The organism is Pseudomonas sp. RT4P38 (assembly GCF_054897765.1).
Map to the genome: position 1 here is coordinate 3341984 of NZ_CM142703.1, position 19652 is coordinate 3361635.

A 19652-nucleotide genomic window follows, 5' to 3' on the forward strand; every position below is an offset into this window, starting at 1 on the left:
ACCTCGCAGAGCGTGGGAACGATCAGTTGGCGAGCACCCGCTCCAACGTCCGCGTCACCCCAACATCCCGCAAGCTGTTGCAGCACCACTCAAACGCCGCCACAAACTCTGGCGAATGCGCAATCGCCGTACCAAAAATCTCCTCAACCTCCAGCAACCGCTGAGTGATCAACGCATCATCCGCCACCAGCGCCTGACAAAACGCCGCGCGCGGATCAGGAATGCTGTAGTTATCGCCATTCTCGTCCACGCCCTTCAAATACAGGGCCCACGCCGCTACCACCAACGCCGCACGTTTGGTCTCCCGCCCATCAGCAATCAATCGATTGATCGTCGGCACGGTGAACTTCGGAAACTTCGACGAAGCGTCCGAACACACGCGCTCCAGCTGATCGGCAATTGCCTGATTGGAGAAGCGTGCCACCAGGGTGTTCTTGTACTCGGTCAGGTCAATCCCCGGCACGGCTGACAGTTGTGGCGTGACGTCCAGGTCCATGTAGGCACGCATGTACTGCACGAACAGCGGATCATTCATGGTTTCGTGAACGAAGCGGTAACCCTTCAAAAACCCCAGATAAGTGAGTGCCAAGTGACTGCCGTTAAGCAGTTTGATCTTCATCTCTTCGTAAGGCGTGACGTCGTCGGTGAACTGCACGCCGACCTTTTCCCAGGCCGGTCGGCCATTGACGAATTTGTCTTCGAGCACCCATTGCACGAAGGGTTCGCAGACCACCGGCCAGGCATCGTCGAGCGCATGTTTGTCGGCCAGTTGCAGGCGATGTTCGGTGCTGGTCATCGGCGTGATTCGGTCGACCATCGCGTTCGGAAAACTGACATTGCTGGCGATCCAGTCCCGCAGATCGGCATCGCGCAGGGCAGCAAACGCAAGCAACGCTTTACGGGTGACTGCGCCGTTGTGCGGCAGGTTATCGCAGGACATCAAGGTGAACGCAGGCGTGCCGTTTGCACGGCGTTTGGCCAGCGCGGCGCAGAGGAAACCGAACACGGTTTTCGGTGCGTTCGGGTGTGCCAGGTCGTGCTGGATCTGTGGTAGCTGGGCCATGAACTCGCCGTTGCTATCGTCGATGCAGTAGCCGCCCTCGGTGATGGTCAGCGAAACGATACGGATCTCGGGGCTGGCGAGTTTGTCGATCAGCGCTGCCGAGCCGTCTTCGGCCAGCAGCATGTCGCGAATCGCGCCGATGACCCGGACTTCGGTGTCGTCGGTATCGCCCAGCTCGAACAGGGTGAACAGGTAGTCCTGCTCTTTGAGATCGTCTCGGGCGCGACGGTCTTCGGCGCGCAGGCCGACGCCGCAAATGGCCCAGTCCAGACCTTCGCCGATATTCATCAACGCATCGGTGTAATACGCCTGATGCGCCCGGTGGAAACCGCCGACGCCGATGTGCGCGATGCCTTGGCGGGTGTCGCTCAGGGCGTAGGCGGGCAGGAGCACCTCGGAGGCGAGGCGATTGAGGTTCTGTTTATTGAGTTTCATCACAAGGTCTCGAAATCAGGCCGCAGCGCGTAGTGGGCGGGTCAGCGCCACACCGTCGGCATCGAATAAATGGCAGTGCTCGGCGTCCAGATACAGGCTCAGCGACTCGCCATAACGGCTGGCCAGGTCGCCGCGAACACGCATGGTCAGTGCTTCGCCGGAAGAGGTCACGACGTGGCAGAAGGTGTCGCTGCCCAGGCGTTCGCTGACGTCGGCGGTGACCTGTAAGGTGCAGTCGCCGGTTTGCGCGAGATTCAGATGCTCCGGGCGAATGCCCAGGGTGACTGCGCCGCCGACGCTCAGGTTGGCGCCACTCAGCGGCAACGTGATGCGGGTGCCGGCGTCCAGCAGCACTTCGCAGCTCTGGCTTTCGACGCGGGTGACTTTGCCCTTGAGGAAACCCATTTTCGGCGTGCCAAGGAATCCGGCGACAAACAGGTTGGCCGGCTGGTGATACAAATCCAGGGGCGAGCCGACTTGTTCGACTTTGCCGCCATTGAGTACGACAACCTTGTCGGCCATGGTCATGGCTTCGACCTGGTCGTGGGTCACGTAGATCATCGTGGCTTGCAGTTCTTTGTGCAGGCGCAACAGTTCCAGCCGCATCTGTACCCGCAGGGCGGCGTCGAGGTTGGACAGCGGTTCATCGAACAGGAAAATCTTCGGATTGCGCACAATCGCTCGGCCGATCGCCACGCGCTGACGTTGACCGCCCGAGAGCTGCTTCGGCTTGCGCTCCAGCATCGGCCCGAGTTCAAGGATGCGCGCCGCTTCGCCGACTTTCTTCTCGACTTCGGCTTTCGGAACGCCGGCGAGGTCGAGGGCAAACGACATGTTTTTGCGCACGCTCATGTGCGGGTACAGGGCGTAGGTCTGGAACACCATCGCCAGGTCGCGCTTGGCCGGGCTGACTTCGGTGATGTCGCGACCATCCAGTTCGATGGTGCCGCCGCTGACTTCTTCCAGGCCGGCGATCAGTCGCAGCAAGGTGGATTTGCCGCAGCCCGACGGGCCGACGAACACCACGAACTCGCGGTCGTTCACTTCCAGGTCGATGCCCTTGATGATGGAAAAGCCTTCGAAGCCTTTTTGCAGATTCTTGATTGTCAGGTTGGCCATGGTGGCGCTCCTTTTGTGCTTATTCTTTGAGGGCTATTTCACGGCGCCGAACGACAGGCCGCGGACCAATTGTTTCTGGCTGATCCAGCCGAAGATCAGGATCGGCGCGCAGGCCAGCGTCGACACCGCCGACAACTTGGCCCAGAACAGACCTTCAGGACTTGAGTACGAGGCGATCAACGCCGTCAGCGGTGCGGCTTTCGACGAGGTCAGATTCAGCGACCAGAACGCCTCGTTCCAGCACAGGATCAGCGACAACAGCACCGTGGACGCCAGGCCGCCCTTGGCGATCGGCAACAGCACCCGGACCATTTCCTGCCACAGCGTGGCACCGTCGAGGCGCGCGGCTTCGAGGATGTCCTTGGGGATGTCTTTGAAGTAGGTGTAAATCATCCAGACCACGATCGGCAGGTTGATCAGCGTGTAGATCACGATCAGCGCAATCCGCGTGTCGAGCAGACCCAAACTCTTGGCCAGCAGGTAGATCGGCATCAGCACGCCCACCGGTGGCAGCATTTTGGTGGAGAGCATCCACAGCAGCGTGCCTTTGGTGCGCTGGGTTTCGTAGAACGCCATCGAGTACGCCGCCGGCACCGCGATCAGCAGGCACAGGGCCGTGGCGCTGAAGGAAATCACCACCGAGTTCCAGGCGAAGCTGAAGTAATCGCTGCGTTCGTTGATGTGCAGGTAGTTCTCCAGCGTCGGGATGAAGATGAACTGCGGCGGCGTGGCGAACGCATCGATTTCGGTTTTGAAACTGGTCATCACCATCCAGAAGATCGGGAAGAAGATCAGGATCGCGATGGCCCAGGCCAGGGTGCCGAGCAGCAGGCTTTGCAGACGGCGGGATTGTTGAAGGGTCATGGCGCAGGCCTCAGGCTTTGTCTGTCAGGTTTTTGCCGATCATGCGCACCAGCACGATGGCCGCGATGTTGGCGATCACCACCGCGATCAAGCCGCCGGCGGACGCCATGCCGACGTCGAACTGCACCAGCGCCTGGTTGTAGATCAGGTAGGCGAGGTTGGTCGAGGCGTAGCCGGGGCCACCGTTGGTGGTGGTGAAGATTTCGGCGAACACCGAGAGCAGGAAGATGGTTTCGATCATCACCACCACCGCAATCGGCCGCGCCAGGTGCGGCAGGGTCAGGTGCCAGAAAATCGCGATCGGTCCGGCACCGTCGAGGCGCGCGGCTTCCTTCTGCTCCTGGTCGAGGGACTGCATGGCGGTCATCAGGATCAGGATCGCAAAGGGCAGCCATTGCCAGGAGACAATGATGATGATCGACAGCAGCGGGTAATGCGCCAGCCAGTCCACCGGTTGCGCGCCGAACAGCTTCCAGACGTAGGCGAGGATCCCCGAGACCGGGTGGAAAATCAGGTTCTTCCAGATCAGCGCACCGACGGTGGGCATGATGAAAAACGGCGAGATCAGCATCACCCGCACGATGCCGCGACCGAGAAACTCACTGGCCTCCAGCAGCGCACTGATCAGCACCCCGAACACCACGCTGATCAACAGCACGCTGCCGACCAGCAACAAGGTGTTGGTGGCGCCGGGGAGGAACCCCGAGTCGCTGAGGAAGTAGCTGAAGTTCTCCAGCCCGACGAACTGGTTCTCACCGGGGTAAAGCAGGTTGTAGCGGATCAGCGAGAAGTAAACGGTCATGCCCAGCGGCACGATCATCCACAGCAGCAACAACGCTACCGAGGGGCTGACCAGGAACCAGCCGGGGTTGGCCAACCGGCTTTTACGCACCGGTTGGGGAATGTCCATGTGAGCGTTGGCAGTTGAAATATTCATGGCGTTAAAACCGATAAGGAACAGACAAATGAAGATCAACTGTGGGAGCGAGCTTGCTCGCGATAGCGATCCATCAGCCAACATAGATGTTGAATGTTATGGCCTCATCGCGAGCAAGCTCGCTCCCACATTGATTGCTAGTTACTTGGGATAACCGGCGCGCTTCATTTCACGTTCGGTGGTTTGCTGGGCAGCGGTCAGGGCCTGGTCGACCGTGGTCTGGCCGATCAGCGCCGCCGAGAACAATTTGCCGACCTGGGTGCCCACGGCCTGGAACTCCGGAATGGTCACCAACTGGATGCCGATATAGGGCACGGGTTTGAGGGTCGGTTTGCTCGGGTCCGCAGCTTTCAGCGACTCGAGGGTCACCTTGGCGAACGGCGCAGCCTTCATGTACTCATCGCTGTACGTCGAAGCGCGGGTACCTGGTGGTACGTTGGCAATGCCGTCTTTCTCTGCCACCAACGCTCCATACTCCTTGGAAGTGGCCCAGGCGCTGAAGGTTTTCGCCGCGTCCTTGGACTTGGAACTGGTCGGAATCGCCAGCGCCCAGGAATACAACCAGGCCGAGCCCTTGTCGGTGGTTTCGTGTGGTGCGTAGGTGAAGCCGACGTGGTCGCTGACCTTGCTTTGGGTCTTGTCGGTGACAAAGGAGCCGGCGACGCTGGCATCGACCCAGATCGCGCACTTGCCGCTGTTGAACAGCGCCAGGTTTTCGTTGAAACCGTTGCTGGAAGCGCCGGGTGGACCGGAGTCTTTCATGGTCTTGACGTAAAAATTCAGCGCATTTTTCCACTCGGGGCCGGTGAATTCCGGTTGCCACTTCTCATCGAACCAGCGCGCTCCATAGGCATTGGCAACGGTGGTGATCAGCGCCATGTTCTCGCCCCAGCCGGCCTTGCCGCGCAGGCAGATACCGTACTGCTCTTTATCCTTATGGGTGAGTTTGCTGGCGAATTCGCTGATCTGGGTCCAGGTCGGGTGTTCGGGCATGGTCAGCCCGGCATCCTTGAACAGATCGGTGCGGTAATAGGTGATGGAGCTTTCGGCGTAGAACGGCAACGCATACAGCGAACCCTTGACCGACAGGCCTTCACGCACCGACGGGAACACGTCGTCGAGGGCGTAGCTGGCCGGCAGGTCCTTCATCGGCTCCAGCCAACCCTTGGCACCCCAGAGTGCGGCTTCGTACATGCCGATGGTCAGCACATCGAACTGTCCGCCCTGAGTGGCGATGTCAGTGGTCAGGCGTTGGCGCAAGACATTTTCTTCCAGCACCACCCAATTGAGCTTGATGTCCGGATGCTCGGTCTCGAAGGTTTTCGAGAGTTTTTGCATGCGGATCATGTCGCTGTTGTTGACGGTGGCGATGGTCAGGGTCTGGGCGCCGAGGCTGACGCTGCTAAGGGTCATGCAGGTGAGGGCAAGCAGAGCTTTTACAGAAGGTTGCATCGTGCACTCCTTTTCTGCACCCGGCGGGTTACAGAAGGACAGTTATTGTTTTTGTGTCTTCCTGCGGAGGGAAGAATGTGCACTGATTACAGCCTTCTATTGATGACGTGACAAATCATCCATCGCACTTCAATCGATACTATTTTGCACTGGGGTTTGCAGGGCGAGGTGCAGGGAACGGCTTTTCAGCGGTTGCACCCTATGGAATTCGTATAGGTTTTCAGGCGTTTAACCCAGATTTTGCTCAGTCAACCGTTGTACGGCCAACCGCCGGTAGTGCGACGGCGTCATGCCCTTGAGTTGCTGAAATCGCCGATTGAAGTTGGAAATATTGTTGAACCCCGATTCGAAGCACACATCGGTCACCGGTTTGTCACCATCGGCCAGCAGCTCGCAGGATTTGCTGATGCGCAGGCGATTGACGAACTCGATGAAGCAGCGACCAGTCGCTTGCTTGAACACTCGACTGAAATAAGTCGGCTTCATGCCCAGATGTTCGGCGACTTCTTCCAGCGGCAGTTCCCGGGCGTAATGCGCGAAGATGTAATCCACCGCCCGGTTAGTGCGATCGATATTGTGCTCGTCGGCCAATTGCGGCGTCGTGGCTCCGGACAGCAGCTGATAGTCATCAGAGGCGGCCAACACCTCCAGCAGAATGAAAAAGTGCCCGAGGCGGGTTACGCCTTGGGTGTCGGCAATACGTTGCATCAAGGTCATGGCCTGACGAATGGTGCGCTTGCAGCGAAACTCGATGCCGTACTGGGCGCGCTCCAACAGCGGCGCCAGCGTCTTGAGCTCGGCAAATACCAGGTGGCCGCTGTCGAACAACTCGTCCGTGAAGTTGACCAGCATGTCGCGTTTGGGCACTACTTCGTCTTCGGCCACCTGGCTGATCCAGTTGTGGGGCAGATTAGGCCCGGTCAGGAACAGGGTTTCCGGGTAAAAGTTGCCAATGTAATCGCCGATGAACACCTTGCCGGAACTGGCGACGATTAGGTGCAGTTCATATTCCTTGTGGAAATGCCAACGCACCAAAGGGCAGGGGAATCCATGCTGGCGATAGATGACCGACAACCCGTTGTGGTCGTCCATCAGTTCGTAGGAAGGATCAGTGACTCTGGCTGTTCGGGTCATGTCAGGGCGCTTTTTATTGTCATTGCGCCCTGATCATGCCTCTTTCCGAGTAGGGAATGCCAGCGTGCAGCGACCCGGACGTTAGCGTGGCGACCGATCATGCAACGCACGACCGTAAACCGCTTTCATGCTGGTGGCGGTCCAGCAATAACGAACGATCTCTGACTCATCGAAAAAGTCGGTATTGATGATGCTGCAGCGCGTCACCCAGTCTCGGGTGGGATCGAACCAGTCATTGATGTGGTTTTTGATGTCCTGAGGACCTCCCAGAAATGCGTAGCTGGTGGCCGATAACGACCATAGAAATGTTTCGTAAGGCACGTCTTTGAGTGTGCTGGAAATATGGGTTTTCAGATCTTCGGTGTCGGTGAACCTCTTGTTACTCCACTTGTGGGTGATGCGCCGCCAGAAGTAATCCTCATCCAGTTCCCGCAATGCAGGCGCCGCCAACACCACTCTTCGGTGAGTACTGATACGCTTGAGTTCACCCACCGTTTTCGCAGCATCGGTGGGCGGTATCACTCGCTGTCCGAGTTGACTCACCAGAAGATCATTGAGTTTCTGATAGTCGAAGGGTTTGTTGCCATCCCCTAATTGATGAAAATCGAGAACCACAAATTCATCCTGATTACGGTCCAGGAAAGATGAAACCGCGTTGATAAGCTCCTCGAGGACTCGATGGGATTGGTACCCATTGTGATGAAAATAGAAGATCGACTGGTCAGCGCCCTCGGTGTAGCCCAGGCGGATATCAAATGCCCGTGCACCATTGGATAGTTGCCAGGCAAATGAACCGTTTTGACACGTCGTCCAGTTGCCGATGACCACTTCATAATTAGGGGCTTGTTTATCCATGCCGGCGTTATGGGTGCCGGGCCAGACGACATCGGTCAGTTTTATACGATTGATGTCGAGGACATTGCTCATCCACTTTTGTTTATCGAACGTGATTGCTGTGTTGCGGGTCATGACAGTTCCTTGTCTTTGATACGCCCCTCCGTGGGAGCGACGAAGTTCATGTGTCGGCTGTGGTTTCGTTTCACAACCGTTTTATCTGCCTGCGTAAAAAGGCTTTCATGACCCAGCATAGAAGTGCGCGACAGCATTGCCAGTCACGGAAATACTTGCACAACAATAGCCATTTGATAGCGCCGCGACTAGCTGACCCGTTTAGCGGCTTTGCTCAGGTTCGCGGTTCGGCAATATGAAACAATTTGGCTCTCTTCAATGAAGTCGACGTTGATAATGTTGCACTTTGTCGCCCAGTCGCTTTTAGTCGGGTCAAACCACGAATCAAGCGCCTCATGAATGTCCAGGGGGCCGCCGAGAGCGCTGTAACTGGTGGCGGATAGTGACCACGGTGCCCACGTGCCTGGCGGGTTTTTTAGCACTCCAATAATGTGCTTTTCCAATTCGGCGGCACTGGTGATGCTGTTGCCAGACCATTTGTGCACGATCTGCTCGAGAAATACGTTTCGATCAAGTTCCCTGCGCCAAGGAGTTGCGATCAACACTCTTTGTACAGAACTGATTTGTTTGAGTTGGCGGAGACTCAGCGACACGTTGTTGGTTGGAATGGCGCGATCGCCAAGAAAACGAATCATCATGTCGTTGAAGTAAGCGAAATCAAACTTACCCTCCAATGTGTGAAAGTCCAGGATGATGAATTCATTGGGGTTCTCTTGAAGAAACTTTTTCACGTCGGTTACAAGGTTTCCCAAGGTACGAGAATTGCGGTAACCGTTGTGATGAATGCCGAATTTCCCGAGTCCCTGCGCGTCGGCTTCGTAAATTAATCGGATATCGAGCGCACGAGAGCCGTGGCGCAGTTGGGCATAAAACGAGTCGTGCTGACACGCTAGCCAGTGGGCTCCTGGAATCAGCGGCCAGGACGCTTTCCAGTCGCTGCCTGCATTATGGGTGCCCGGCAGCGTCAGTTCACAGAGCGACAAAGTATCTATCGCGGGAGTGGCGGCCATCCAGTTATTAGGCGTGTAAGTGCTCTGAACAATGTTGTCCATTTAAGGCATCCTTGCGTGATTTATACAATACATTAGTTGTGCTGAACTTAGCTTTAGTTCTGTTGGGTGTTTATAGAGGTGGTATTAGACCTGGTCAATAATAGTGGTAATGCAGGATATTTATATTGGCGCGAGCTCTATAGCGGATTTCGATTTTTAGCTTCAATCCATTGCGCCATGTATTGCGTACTTTTGTGGTGGTGATGACGCAACATGCTGCCGGTAAAGTTATCGCTTCTAAGGTGTGCCAGGTGTTGTTGGCAGTACAGCAACTTTTCAATCAATGCCGGGCCATGTACAGACTGTCGATAACGATCGGCCAGCAACGTCTGTCCCAGGGATTGGGCGTCGGTCCAAAGTGCTTCATCCTTGTACAGCCGAACCGCGCAATCGGCGAACGCCTGTGCTGTCCGGGCCACGGCGCCGGGCCAGAGATGTTCGCCGTGCATCGCTTCGGCGCCGATGGGCGTTGTGATCGTGGGCGTGCCACACAACATGGCGTCGACAATCTTGCCTTTGATACCGGCACCGAAGCGTAGAGGTGCCAGACAAATCCGCGCGCCAGACATGACCTCTAATGCATCTTCGGCCCAATTCATGACATGAAAACCCTGGCTGGCGTTGTGCAGTGCAGTTGCCTTGGGCGGTGTGTAAGCGCCGTAAAGGTGCAACTGGGCCTTGGGCAGTTGCTCGCGGATCAGCGGCCAGATCGCGGTTTTCATCCAGAGCACCGCATCCCAGTTTGGCGCATGGCGAAAGTTACCAATACTGAGAAAGTGCGCCCGGTCTTCAAAAGCCGCCGGCGGCACGCTCGGTAGATCGACCATCAGTGGACACCAGTGCAGCAAGTTACGCGGCAGCTCGAATTGCTCGACCAGCAACTCGATCTCCACTTCGGAGATCATCAGGTTCAAGTCGCAACGATACAGCGCCGCAATCTCCCGTTTGGCCAGATCGGTATCGGCCATCAATTCGAACTCTTCGCGCAACGCCGGCGCAAACAACTCGCTGAAATCATTGTTGTCGTCACTGGCCTTCAAGCGATCTTTGAGTCGTTGATGCCGGGCATGTCGCAGGCTTTGCAAATCCGAGGTTTCAAGCACTCGCAACGCGTCAGGACAGTGCTTTTCCACACGCCAGCCAAACTGCTCTTCCATCATGAACTGGTCAAACAGCACAACATCCGGCGCCAGTTCGCTGATGAATGTGTCGAAACTGCTGTTGTTCAATTCGATCGGGATTTCGCGAATGCCCAAGGCGCCGAGATCCGCCCGGTGTTCGCCGGTGCCGGCCGGGCTACTGAATGTAATGTCCCAGCCCTGCTGCAAGAAAGTATCGAGGATTTGCATCATGTGCCCGCCGGCCGCAGAAGAGCGGGGCTCGGGCCAGACGTAACCAATGACCAGGACTTTGGTTGCGTGGGGCTGAATCATGAACGGGTATTCCTTGGTGCGGGTAGAGGGCAGGGGGAGAAAACGGGGCAGCGAGGATACCAGGCTCAGGCAAGAATGCCTTTGACCTTGTCCCTCAGCTGATCAATCGAAAACGGCTTGCCGATCACCTGCATGCCTTCAGGCACATCGATGCTCTCGGCATAGCCGCTGGCGAACAGGATCGGCAATTCAGGGCGAACCATGCGGGCCTGGGTGGCCAGTTCACGGCCATCCATCACCGGCAACCCGACGTCGGTCATCATCAAATCGATGTACTGATCTTCATCGTTGAGAAACTCCAGCGCCTGTTCGCTGCCATCGGCCTCGAGCACCTTGAACTCCAGCTCCTCCAGCACATCGACAATCAGCATGCGCACGATGGCGTCGTCTTCGACTACAAGGATGATGGACGCGGTGGCGGACATAGTGGCGTTCTCAAAGGTTGAATTCACGGTTGCCGGCCGATCGAAATCGCCGGGCTCTTGCTTGAGTAAGTGACGGAACCCGACAAGTTCCCACGCGGTAGAAAAAAGAATAGCCGTACACGTGCCGGCAAGGATAACCGCTCCTTTGCGCTGGAGCAGTGGAATGTAGGATTTTGCGCGAAAAGGTGTCAGAAAATTGGATCAATGTGCCACTTTTGGGGCAAACTCCGTGGTTTTCGACAGTTCGACAAGGCTCCCCCATGACATCCGCGTCTTCGGTTGATGAGCAACGCTTCCGTAAACTCCTGAGCCGCAACGTCAGCCTGCCGTTGGGTGTCGGCGTGCTCAGTGCGGTGTTCTTTGTCTCGCTGATCACTTACCTGCTGTCGGTGATCCAGTGGGTCGAGCACACCGACCGGGTGATCAATAACGCCAATGAAGCGATCAAGCTGACCGTCGATCTGGAAACCGGTATGCGCGGCTTCCTGCTCACGGACAACGAGCAGTTCCTTGAACCTTACGAGACGGCCAAGCCGCGAATCAATGTCGCCCTCAGGACCTTGCTCGAACTGACCGCGGACAACCCGGTGCAGACCGACCGCCTGCACCGGCTACAGGCCTTGCAGGATGAGTGGGCCACTTACGCAAAAACAATGATCGATTTGCAACGCGCCAGCGGCGATTACCGCGGCGCCGTCAAGGCCGGGCGCGGCAAACGGCTGACCGATGAGATCCGCAAGCAATTCGAAGACGTGATCGACATGGAGCAGCAGTTGCGCACCACGCGCAACGAGGAAGTGCGCCGCACCACGATCTGGAGCATCAGCCTTTATCTGTTGTTCATCGCCGGGATCAGCGCATTGCTGGCCTACATTGGCCGTCGGGATTTGCTCAACCTTTCGCACAGTTACAGCGCCAACCTCACCGCGCAACAGGCCAGCGCCCAGCGTCTGGAACAGCAGGCCTGGCTGCGCAATGGTCAAACCGAGCTGGCCGAGCAAGTGTTGGGGCAACTGTCGCTTAATCTGCTGGGCCGCAATATTTTGCAATTTTGTGCGCAGTACCTCGGCACGGCCGTAGCGGCTATTTATGTTCGTGAAGAACACGGTGGCCTCAAACGCATTGCATCCTACGGTTTCTCCCGCGAGCAGGAAGCACGTGAGCAGCAGATTTACAGCGATGAAGGCATTGTCGGCCAAGTAGCGAGCCAGGCTCGCTTGATTCGTCTCGATGACGTACCGAGCGATTACTTCAAGGTCAGCTCCGGCCTGGGCGAAGGTCTGCCGCATAGCGTGCTGGTCGTGCCGACCAGTGACGACGATCGGGTCAACGGTGTGATCGAACTGGGCTTCTTGCGCCCGCTGACTGACCGTGATGTCGAATTGCTTGAACTGATTGCCGGCAACATCGGCACGTCCATCGAGGCCGCTCGCTATCGCCAGCGCTTACAGGAGGTGCTGGCCGAAACCCAGCAGCTCAATGAAGAGCTGCAAGTTCAGCAGGAAGAACTCAAGACCGCCAACGAAGAGCTGGAAGAGCAGTCACGGATTCTCAAGGAGTCCCAGGCGCATCTGGAAACCCAGCAGGTCGAGCTTGAACAAACCAATGAACAGCTCGCCGAGCAGCGCGACGCGATGGACCTGAAGAATACCGAACTCAATCAAGCCCAGTCCCAGCTCGAAGAACGCGCCGAAGAGTTGCAGCGCTCGAGCAAGTACAAGTCTGAATTCCTCGCCAACATGTCCCACGAGTTGCGCACGCCGCTGAACAGCTCGTTGATCCTGGCCAAGTTGCTGGCGGAAAACCCTCAGGAAAACCTCAGCGCCGAGCAGGTCAAGTTTGCCGAGTCGATTTACTCTGCCGGCAATGACTTGCTCAACTTGATCAACGACATTCTCGACATTTCCAAGGTCGAGGCCGGCAAGCTTGAGATACGAGCGGAGAACACCAGTGTCGCGCGTCTGGTGGATGGCTTGCGCGGGATGTTCCAACCATTGGCTGCCAACAAGACGCTGGATTTCCAGGTCGAGGTGCAGGCCGGTGCGCCGATGATGATCTTCACCGACCGCCAGCGCCTGGAGCAGGTCATCAAGAACCTGCTGTCCAACGCGGTGAAATTCACCGAAAAAGGCACCGTCAGCCTGACTGTCGCCAGCCAGCCCGGCGACGGTATCGCCTTCATCATTCGCGACTCGGGGATTGGCATTGCCGAGGATCAGCAGGAGAGCATTTTCGAAGCCTTCCGCCAGGCCGATGGCACCACCAATCGCCGTTACGGCGGCACCGGCCTGGGCTTGTCGATTTCCCGTGACCTGGCCGCCTTGCTGGGCGGTTCCATCAGTGTCACCAGCGAGCCTGGGCAGGGCAGTGTGTTCACGCTGGTGTTGCCGCAGCAATACGTTGAACCGGGCGAAGAGCCTGTCGAGCCGATGAGAGCCACGCCGGTTGCCATTGCGCCGAGAATGCCGACCGCCGCGCGGGTACCGCTGATTGCCGACGTTGATATCCCGCGTTTCGACGACGATCGCACCAAGGCGCCATTCGCCACTCGGTGCATTCTGGTGGTGGAAGACGAGCCGAACTTTGCGCACATCCTTTACGACCTGGCGCATGAACTGGGTTATCAGTGTCTGGTGGCGCACGGGGCTGACGAAGGTTACGACCTGGCCAAGGAGTTCATCCCGGACGCCATTCTGCTGGACATGCGTCTGCCGGATCATTCCGGTTTGACCGTGTTGCAACGCCTGAAGGAACACGCTGAAACCCGGCACATTCCGGTGCATGTGATTTCGGTGGAAGACCGGGTCGAGGCCGCGATGCACATGGGCGCCATCGGGTATGCGGTCAAGCCGACCACTCGCGAAGAACTCAAGGACGTGTTTGCCCGCTTTGAAGCCAAGCTGACCCAGAAGGTCAAACGCATCCTGCTGGTCGAAGACGATGATTTGCAGCGCGACAGCATTGCCCGGCTGATCGGCGACGATGATATCGAGATCACTGCCGTTGGCTTGGCACAGGATGCCCTGAACCTGCTGCGAACGACGATTTTCGACTGCATGATCATCGACTTGAAGCTGCCGGACATGCTCGGCAACGACCTGCTCAAGCGCATGTCCACCGAAGATATCTGCTCGTTCCCGCCGGTGATCGTCTACACCGGGCGCAACCTGACCCGGGACGAAGAGGCGGACCTGCGCAAGTATTCGCGCTCGATCATCATCAAGGGTGCGCGCTCGCCCGAGCGTTTGCTGGATGAGGTCACACTCTTTCTGCACAAAGTCGAGTCCAGGTTGTCCCATGAACGACAGAGGATGCTCAAGACCGCGCGCAGCCGCGACAAGGTTTTCGAGGGTCGCAAGGTGCTGCTGGTGGACGACGATGTACGCAACATCTTCGCCCTCACCAGTGCCCTGGAGCAAAAGGGTGCAGTCGTGGTCATCGGTCGAAATGGCCGTGAAGCGATTGAAAAGCTGAATGAAGTCGAGGACATCGATCTGGTGTTGATGGACGTGATGATGCCGGAGATGGATGGCTACGAAGCCACCATCGAGATCCGCAAGGACCCGCGCTGGCGCAAGCTGCCGATCATTGCGGTGACGGCCAAGGCCATGAAGGACGATCAGGAGCGCTGCCTGGAAGCGGGCTCCAATGATTACCTGGCCAAGCCCATCGACCTGGATCGCCTGTTCTCGCTGATTCGCGTGTGGTTACCGAAGATGGAACGCATTTAGTGGAGCGAAATAGCGAAATCGAATTGCGCTTGTTGATCGAGGCGATCTACCTCAAATACAGCTATGACTTTCGCGACTACTCCGGCGCTTCGATCAAGCGTCGGGTCAATCACGCGTTGAGCCAGTTCGAGTGCGCCACTATTTCGGCGTTGCAGGAAAAGGTCCTGCACGACCCGACGGCGTTCATGCAGTTGCTGCAATTGCTGACGATCCCGGTCAGCGAAATGTTTCGTGACCCTTCGCATTTCCTGGCGATCCGTCAGGAAGTGGTGCCACTGCTCAGGACTTACCCCTCGATCAAGATCTGGATCGCCGGTTGCAGCACGGGGGAAGAGGTTTATTCGATGGCCATTCTGCTGCGCGAAGAAGGCTTGCTCGAGCGCACCATCATTTACGCCACCGACATCAATCCACGCTCACTGGACAAAGCCAAGCAGGGGATTTTCTCCATGGAGAATGTCCGCGCCTACACTCATAACTACCAGCAGGCAGGTGGCCAGCGTTCTTTCGCCGATTACTATACGGCGGCCTACGGTTACGCCATTTTCGACAAGACGCTGTGTGAGAACGTGACCTTCGCCGATCACAGCCTGGCGACCGACAGTGTCTTTTCAGAAACTCAATTAATTTCGTGTCGTAATGTTTTGATTTATTTCAATAAAAAGCTTCAGGATCGTGCGTTCGGATTGTTCCATGAATCACTTTGCCATCGTGGATTCCTGGTGCTGGGCAGCAAGGAAACACCGGATTTTTCTGCCTTCGGGAGCCAGTTTGAACCGTTGGTCAAACACGAACGGATTTACCGCAAATCATGAACAGTGCAGCGGCTTTGCCTTCTATAAAGGCTATCGTGATCGGCGCCTCGGCCGGTGGTGTAGAGGCGCTAGTGAATATCCTCAGCCCACTGCGAGAAGGCTTCACGCTGCCGATCATCGTGGTACTGCATCTCCCTGACGAGCGTCGCAGCCAGCTGGCCGGGGTGTTCGCCCGGCGAGTCTCCATGCCTGTATTGGAAGCCTGCGACAAGACGCTGGTGAGCGCTGGAACGCTCTATTTCGCGTCTCCGGGTTACCACTTGTCGGTGGAGCAGGACCGCAGCTTTTCGTTGAGCCTTGAAGCCCGCGTGCATCATTCGCGACCGGCCATCGATTACCTGTTCGAATCGGCCGCCGATGCCTATGGTTCATCCCTGGCGGCGGTGTTGTTAACCGGTGCCAACCGCGATGGCGCCCGCGGTCTGGCCCAAGTCAAATATCGTGGAGGCATGACCATCGTTCAGGACCCGGACGAAGCCCAAGTCGCGACCATGCCCCTGGCAGCGCTGGATACTCACCAGCCGGACCACATCCTCCCTATACGCGGCATCGGCCGTCTGCTTGTCGAGCTGGAACGAATCGCATGCTAAGTACTATCCAAGCCAAACTGCTGATCGTCGACGATCTGCCGGAGAACCTGTTGGCGCTCGAGGCGCTGATCAGGCGCGAAGACCGTATGGTCTACAAAGCCTTGTCCGCCGACGAAGCCTTGTCGCTGTTGCTGCAACACGAGTTCGCCATGGCCATTCTCGACGTGCAGATGCCCGGGATGAACGGCTTCGAGCTGGCCGAGCTGATGCGCGGCACGGAAAAGACCAAGCACATCCCGATTGTGTTCGTCAGCGCCGCCGGCCGAGAGCTGAACTATGCGTTCAAGGGCTACGAAAGCGGTGCCGTGGATTTCCTCTACAAGCCGCTGGATATCCACGCGGTCAAGAGCAAGGTCAATGTGTTCGTCGATCTGTTCCGCCAAAGCAAGGCGATGAAACAGCAGGTCGAGGAGCTGGAGCAGAGTCGCCGTGAGCAGGAAGCGCTGCTCAAACAGTTACAGAGTACCCAGCTGGAACTGGAGCAAGCGGTGCGCATGCGCGATGACTTCATGTCCATCGTTGCTCATGAAGTCCGCACGCCGCTCAATGGCCTGATCCTCGAAACCCAGTTGCGCAAGATGCACCTTGCCCGGGATAACGCCGCGGCGTTCGCTCTGGACAAAATGCACGCGATGGTCGATCGCGACGAGCGGCAGATCAAAAGCCTGATTCGCCTGATCGAAGACATGCTCGATGTGTCGCGAATTCGTACCGGCAAGTTGTCGATCCGACCGACGCGCTTCGATCTGTCGGCGCTGGTTCGCGGCATGTTGCAGAACTTCGCCCCGCAGATCGATGCTGCCGAGTGCTCGGTAACGCTCGAAGCCGAGCAACCCGTGGTGGGCAACTGGGACGAATTTCGCATTGAGCAGGTGATCTCCAACTTGCTGACCAATGCTTTACGATACGGCGCCAAGAGTCCGATCACCGTTAAGGTGTACAGTGAGAGCCGTCAGGCTCAGGTGGACGTGCGCGATCTTGGGATCGGCATCGGCGAAGAGAATCAGAAACGTATTTTCCAGCAGTTCGAAAGGGTCACGGCCAAACACGCTGTCGCGGGGTTGGGCCTGGGCTTGTTTATTTCCGAGCAGATTGTGGCCGCCCATGGCGGTTCCATTACCGTCGAAAGCCGGATTGGCGAAGGCGCCTTGTTTCGCGTTTGTCTGCCGCTGTAGGAAAACAGCCAGGTAAACGCAACCTCTGATCGACCCCACGGTCGTATCAGCAGCTATTGACCGAACAAAGGCTTCCCATGAGTGAAGATGCACAAGACGTCGTATTGATCGTCGAAGATGACCCCTCGATTTTGATGGTGCTCTCGGCCTATCTGTCGGGTGAGGGCTACCGGGTATTGCAGGCCGAAAACGGCGAGCAGGCCTTCGAAATTCTGTCGAGCAAACCCCACCTGGACATTATGATCACCGACTTCCGCCTGCCGGGCGGAATTTCTGGCGTCCAGATTGCTGAACCTGCCGTGAAGCTGCGACCGGAGCTCAAGGTGATCTTTATCAGCGGTTATCCGCAAGAGATCCGCGAGACGGACAGCCCGATCACCCGTAAGGCGCCGATCCTGGCCAAGCCGTTCGATCTGGATGTACTGCAAGAGCTTATGCAGGAAATGCTGTCGTAAGGCCCTTTGTAGGAGCGAAGCTTGCTCGCGAAGAACGATAACGCGGTGTGTCAGAACTTACGCCTTCGCGAGCAAGCTTCGCTCCTACAGGGGCATTCAAATCCGGATCATCTCCCGCACCTTCGCCGTCAGCAGGTCGAAGGTGAATGGCTTGGTGATCATCTGCATGCCTGGGTCAAGGAACCCGCCACGCACAGCCGCGTGTTCGGCATACCCGGTGATGAACAACACTTTGAGCTCGGGCCGGTACTGCCGGCCGATTTCCGCCAGTTGCCGGCCATTCATGCCCGGTAACCCGACGTCGCTGATCAACAGATTGATACGCTGCGCGGAATCGAGAATGGGCACCGCGCTGTCGGCATCGCCTGCCTCGACGAAGGCATCACCCAAATCACTCAATACCGTGCTGACCAACCCCCGCACCGCCGGATCATCCTCGACGATTAGCACCGTTTCGCCGTTCTGTGCGAAGGAATGGCGACGTGGCCGCGCGATTGTTTGCTGAAACCATAAATCATCGAGATCGCCCGGCGAACCTTGCCCAGTGCTTCGAAGTAGCGCAACAGGATGAGCGTTCGCCGGCACGCGCGTCGGCCAACAGGAGATGCAAAGCGACGGTGGTTTTGCCGGTTCCAGGCTCACCCTCCAGCAAAAACATATGGCCGCGGGACAATCCACCGGCCAGGATGTCATCCAGACCTTCGATGCCGGTGGCGGCTTTTGCACTGATCAACTCGTTAGATGTAGACAAAAAATGCCCTCTCATGACCAGGGGAAACGAGGCAGCAGGCCGTAAGTGCCTGAATGGACTGCCTGTTCACTTGACCCTTGGCCGAGACGACGAGTTCAACGAGATTTTTTGCTGTTGTTAAAGCCCTTGCTGCAACGCAGGGTCGTCGGGATTGAGTTGTTCAAGTTGCGCCAACAGAATCTGTACGTTTTGCAGCTGTCCGCTTTCCTTCCAGTAGTTGATCAGCAATACCCGGGCCTTGCGGTCGGCCGGGTGGCGCTGGACGATCTCCTGCAACTGTTTCTGCGCCGCTTCCAGCTCCTGTTCATCGTGAAGCGTGGTGGCCAGGTCGTAACGGTATTCCTTGTTGTCCGGCTCCAGCTCCACGGCTTTAGAAAGGCCGAGCAGGGCGAACTCACTTTGCCCGTGATGCAGCAGCCAGAGACCCAGGGCATGTTGCAGGTAGGCTGAATTGGGTTGGGCCTTCAGCTGCTTGGCCAACAGCTGCCGGGCGGCATCGTTTTGGCCCTGTCGATCCAGCACCTCGATTTGCATCACCAGCGCCGGCAGGTTGCCGGGCGCAAGACGCAAGGTGTTCTCCAGTGCCTGCCGCGCCTCTTTCAATTCGGCGTTGTGCAGATGCAGTCGAGCCAATTGATAGTGGTTGTCGGCGTTCTCCGGCTGACTCTTCAGATCCTGTTCCCAGGCATCGATGGCTTGTTCCAGCGGCCCGAAATACAAACCGAGATCGTCCGGCGTAAGCCCCAACAAGGCGTTGACGGCGGCATAGCGGACGCGCTGTTCGCTGTCATCGAGTAACGGGCCCAGCAGCAGACTGCGCTGACCGCTGGGCACAAGACCGCTGATGCTTTTGATCGCCGCAATGCGCACGTCTGGCGATTCATGCTGCAAGTCCGCATCGGCCAGTTTCAGCGCCACGGAGCTGGGGTAGTTGGGCAGTTCGGCATGCAACCAGATGCGGCGTTTGGCCGATATATCAGCGCGGCCCAATTGCTGGTAGAGGACCCGCGCTGCGCCCGGCTGGCCTGCGCGCGCCTGGTTCAGCGCTTCGCTGTAGCCACGCTTGATCGCCTCCGGCACTGCGGGGGTTGTGCTGCGCAGGAAAACCCAGGCAAGGCCGATGGCAAACAGGACGCAGAGGCTGATGAGCAGGTAGCGGCGGGACTGGGGCATGCAGGAATCCGGGAGCTGGCAAGCTGTCGCAAGGCTGCCAGCTTCGGTCAGGCAGGGCTGTGAGTCAAACCCGGTGTTG

16 protein-coding genes and 2 pseudogenes are annotated in these 19652 nt (G+C 57.5%); 5 read left to right on the plus strand and 13 right to left on the minus strand.

What is annotated here, in order from left to right:
• Positions 1-22: 22 nt before the first annotated feature.
• The 10 genes from ACYZT7_RS15525 to ACYZT7_RS15570 form a co-directional block, all read right to left on the minus strand.
• Complete coding sequence (locus tag ACYZT7_RS15525) at positions 23-1498, minus strand: mannitol dehydrogenase family protein (RefSeq protein ID WP_462041723.1); 1476 nt, start codon at positions 1496-1498, stop codon at positions 23-25.
• A gap of 15 nt (positions 1499-1513) precedes the next feature.
• Positions 1514-2617 (minus strand): ABC transporter ATP-binding protein, encoded by a 1104-nt coding sequence (locus ACYZT7_RS15530; RefSeq protein ID WP_462041724.1) that lies wholly within the window; start codon positions 2615-2617, stop codon positions 1514-1516.
• Positions 2618-2650: 33 nt separating this feature from the next.
• A complete protein-coding gene (locus ACYZT7_RS15535) occupies positions 2651-3481 on the minus strand; it encodes a carbohydrate ABC transporter permease (protein WP_462041725.1) in 831 nt (276 codons plus the stop codon).
• Between the two features lie 10 nt (positions 3482-3491).
• Positions 3492-4391: a carbohydrate ABC transporter permease gene (locus tag ACYZT7_RS15540; protein ID WP_282383457.1), complete on the minus strand. Its 900-nt coding sequence runs from the start codon at positions 4389-4391 to the stop codon at positions 3492-3494.
• Between the two features lie 168 nt (positions 4392-4559).
• On the minus strand, positions 4560-5870 hold the full coding sequence (locus tag ACYZT7_RS15545; protein ID WP_462041726.1) for an ABC transporter substrate-binding protein: 1311 nt from the start codon (positions 5868-5870) through the stop codon (positions 4560-4562).
• 228 nt (positions 5871-6098) lie between these two features.
• Positions 6099-7004, minus strand: a complete 906-nt coding sequence (locus tag ACYZT7_RS15550; RefSeq protein ID WP_462041727.1) for an AraC family transcriptional regulator — start codon at positions 7002-7004, stop codon at positions 6099-6101.
• A gap of 81 nt (positions 7005-7085) precedes the next feature.
• Positions 7086-7973, minus strand: coding sequence for a phospholipase (locus ACYZT7_RS15555; protein WP_462037259.1), 888 nt, complete (start codon positions 7971-7973; stop codon positions 7086-7088).
• A 188-nt stretch (positions 7974-8161) separates the two neighbouring features.
• Positions 8162-9025, minus strand: coding sequence for a phospholipase (locus ACYZT7_RS15560; protein WP_462037260.1), 864 nt, complete (start codon positions 9023-9025; stop codon positions 8162-8164).
• 137 nt (positions 9026-9162) lie between these two features.
• On the minus strand, positions 9163-10458 hold the full coding sequence (locus tag ACYZT7_RS15565) for a glycosyltransferase (RefSeq protein ID WP_462037261.1): 1296 nt from the start codon (positions 10456-10458) through the stop codon (positions 9163-9165).
• A gap of 65 nt (positions 10459-10523) precedes the next feature.
• The gene (locus tag ACYZT7_RS15570) at positions 10524-10883 is read right to left on the minus strand and encodes a response regulator (protein ID WP_462037262.1); all 360 of its coding nucleotides are present in this window, start codon (positions 10881-10883) and stop codon (positions 10524-10526) included.
• A gap of 260 nt (positions 10884-11143) precedes the next feature.
• Here ACYZT7_RS15570 and ACYZT7_RS15575 point away from each other — a divergent pair, with 260 nt between their 5' ends.
• The 5 genes from ACYZT7_RS15575 to ACYZT7_RS15595 all read left to right on the plus strand — a co-directional run bounded on the left by ACYZT7_RS15575 (position 11144) and on the right by ACYZT7_RS15595 (position 17649).
• Entirely contained in the window at positions 11144-14614 is a 3471-nt protein-coding gene (locus ACYZT7_RS15575; RefSeq protein ID WP_462037263.1) for a response regulator, read from the plus strand.
• Positions 14614-15429 carry a CheR family methyltransferase gene (locus ACYZT7_RS15580; protein ID WP_462037264.1) on the plus strand — a complete coding sequence of 272 codons (816 nt, stop codon included), beginning with the start codon at positions 14614-14616 and terminating at the stop codon, positions 15427-15429. The genes ACYZT7_RS15575 and ACYZT7_RS15580 overlap by 1 nt, the downstream gene beginning before the upstream one ends.
• Positions 15426-16019, plus strand: coding sequence for a chemotaxis protein CheB (locus ACYZT7_RS15585; RefSeq protein ID WP_462037265.1), 594 nt, complete (start codon positions 15426-15428; stop codon positions 16017-16019). The genes ACYZT7_RS15580 and ACYZT7_RS15585 overlap by 4 nt, the downstream gene beginning before the upstream one ends.
• Complete coding sequence (locus ACYZT7_RS15590) at positions 16013-17194, plus strand: hybrid sensor histidine kinase/response regulator (RefSeq protein WP_462037266.1); 1182 nt, start codon at positions 16013-16015, stop codon at positions 17192-17194. Before ACYZT7_RS15585 ends, ACYZT7_RS15590 begins: the two co-directional genes overlap by 7 nt.
• A 77-nt stretch (positions 17195-17271) precedes the next feature.
• Positions 17272-17649, plus strand: coding sequence for a response regulator (locus ACYZT7_RS15595; RefSeq protein ID WP_462037267.1), 378 nt, complete (start codon positions 17272-17274; stop codon positions 17647-17649).
• A gap of 96 nt (positions 17650-17745) precedes the next feature.
• Here the strand turns inward: ACYZT7_RS15595 and ACYZT7_RS15600 are convergent.
• From ACYZT7_RS15600 to ACYZT7_RS15610, 3 genes and pseudogenes are all read right to left on the minus strand, one after another.
• Positions 17746-18173: pseudogene (locus tag ACYZT7_RS15600) on the minus strand (response regulator); the annotation flags it as partial.
• A gap of 44 nt (positions 18174-18217) precedes the next feature.
• Positions 18218-18400 (minus strand): annotated as a pseudogene (locus ACYZT7_RS15605) (ATPase domain-containing protein); the annotation flags it as partial.
• 117 nt (positions 18401-18517) lie between these two features.
• Complete coding sequence (locus ACYZT7_RS15610; RefSeq protein ID WP_462037268.1) at positions 18518-19573, minus strand: tetratricopeptide repeat protein; 1056 nt, start codon at positions 19571-19573, stop codon at positions 18518-18520.
• Positions 19574-19652: the final 79 nt, after the last annotated feature.

Bases quoted from the DNA above. Each gene is read 5' to 3' on its own strand.
- ACYZT7_RS15525 (WP_462041723.1), bottom strand. From the start codon at position 1,498: ATGAAACTCAATAAACAGAACCTCAATCGCCTCGCCTCCGAGGTGCTC.
- ACYZT7_RS15565 (WP_462037261.1), bottom strand. From the start codon at position 10,458: ATGATTCAGCCCCACGCAACCAAAGTCCTGGTCATTGGTTACGTCTGG.
- ACYZT7_RS15545 (WP_462041726.1), bottom strand. From the start codon at position 5,870: ATGCAACCTTCTGTAAAAGCTCTGCTTGCCCTCACCTGCATGACCCTT.
- ACYZT7_RS15585 (WP_462037265.1), top strand. From the start codon at position 15,426: ATGAACAGTGCAGCGGCTTTGCCTTCTATAAAGGCTATCGTGATCGGC.
- ACYZT7_RS15595 (WP_462037267.1), top strand. From the start codon at position 17,272: ATGAGTGAAGATGCACAAGACGTCGTATTGATCGTCGAAGATGACCCC.
- ACYZT7_RS15575 (WP_462037263.1), top strand. From the start codon at position 11,144: ATGACATCCGCGTCTTCGGTTGATGAGCAACGCTTCCGTAAACTCCTG.
- ACYZT7_RS15530 (WP_462041724.1), bottom strand. From the start codon at position 2,617: ATGGCCAACCTGACAATCAAGAATCTGCAAAAAGGCTTCGAAGGCTTT.
- ACYZT7_RS15550 (WP_462041727.1), bottom strand. From the start codon at position 7,004: ATGACCCGAACAGCCAGAGTCACTGATCCTTCCTACGAACTGATGGAC.
- ACYZT7_RS15540 (WP_282383457.1), bottom strand. From the start codon at position 4,391: ATGGACATTCCCCAACCGGTGCGTAAAAGCCGGTTGGCCAACCCCGGC.
- ACYZT7_RS15555 (WP_462037259.1), bottom strand. From the start codon at position 7,973: ATGACCCGCAACACAGCAATCACGTTCGATAAACAAAAGTGGATGAGC.
- ACYZT7_RS15610 (WP_462037268.1), bottom strand. From the start codon at position 19,573: ATGCCCCAGTCCCGCCGCTACCTGCTCATCAGCCTCTGCGTCCTGTTT.
- ACYZT7_RS15570 (WP_462037262.1), bottom strand. From the start codon at position 10,883: ATGTCCGCCACCGCGTCCATCATCCTTGTAGTCGAAGACGACGCCATC.
- ACYZT7_RS15590 (WP_462037266.1), top strand. From the start codon at position 16,013: ATGCTAAGTACTATCCAAGCCAAACTGCTGATCGTCGACGATCTGCCG.
- ACYZT7_RS15535 (WP_462041725.1), bottom strand. From the start codon at position 3,481: ATGACCCTTCAACAATCCCGCCGTCTGCAAAGCCTGCTGCTCGGCACC.
- ACYZT7_RS15560 (WP_462037260.1), bottom strand. From the start codon at position 9,025: ATGGACAACATTGTTCAGAGCACTTACACGCCTAATAACTGGATGGCC.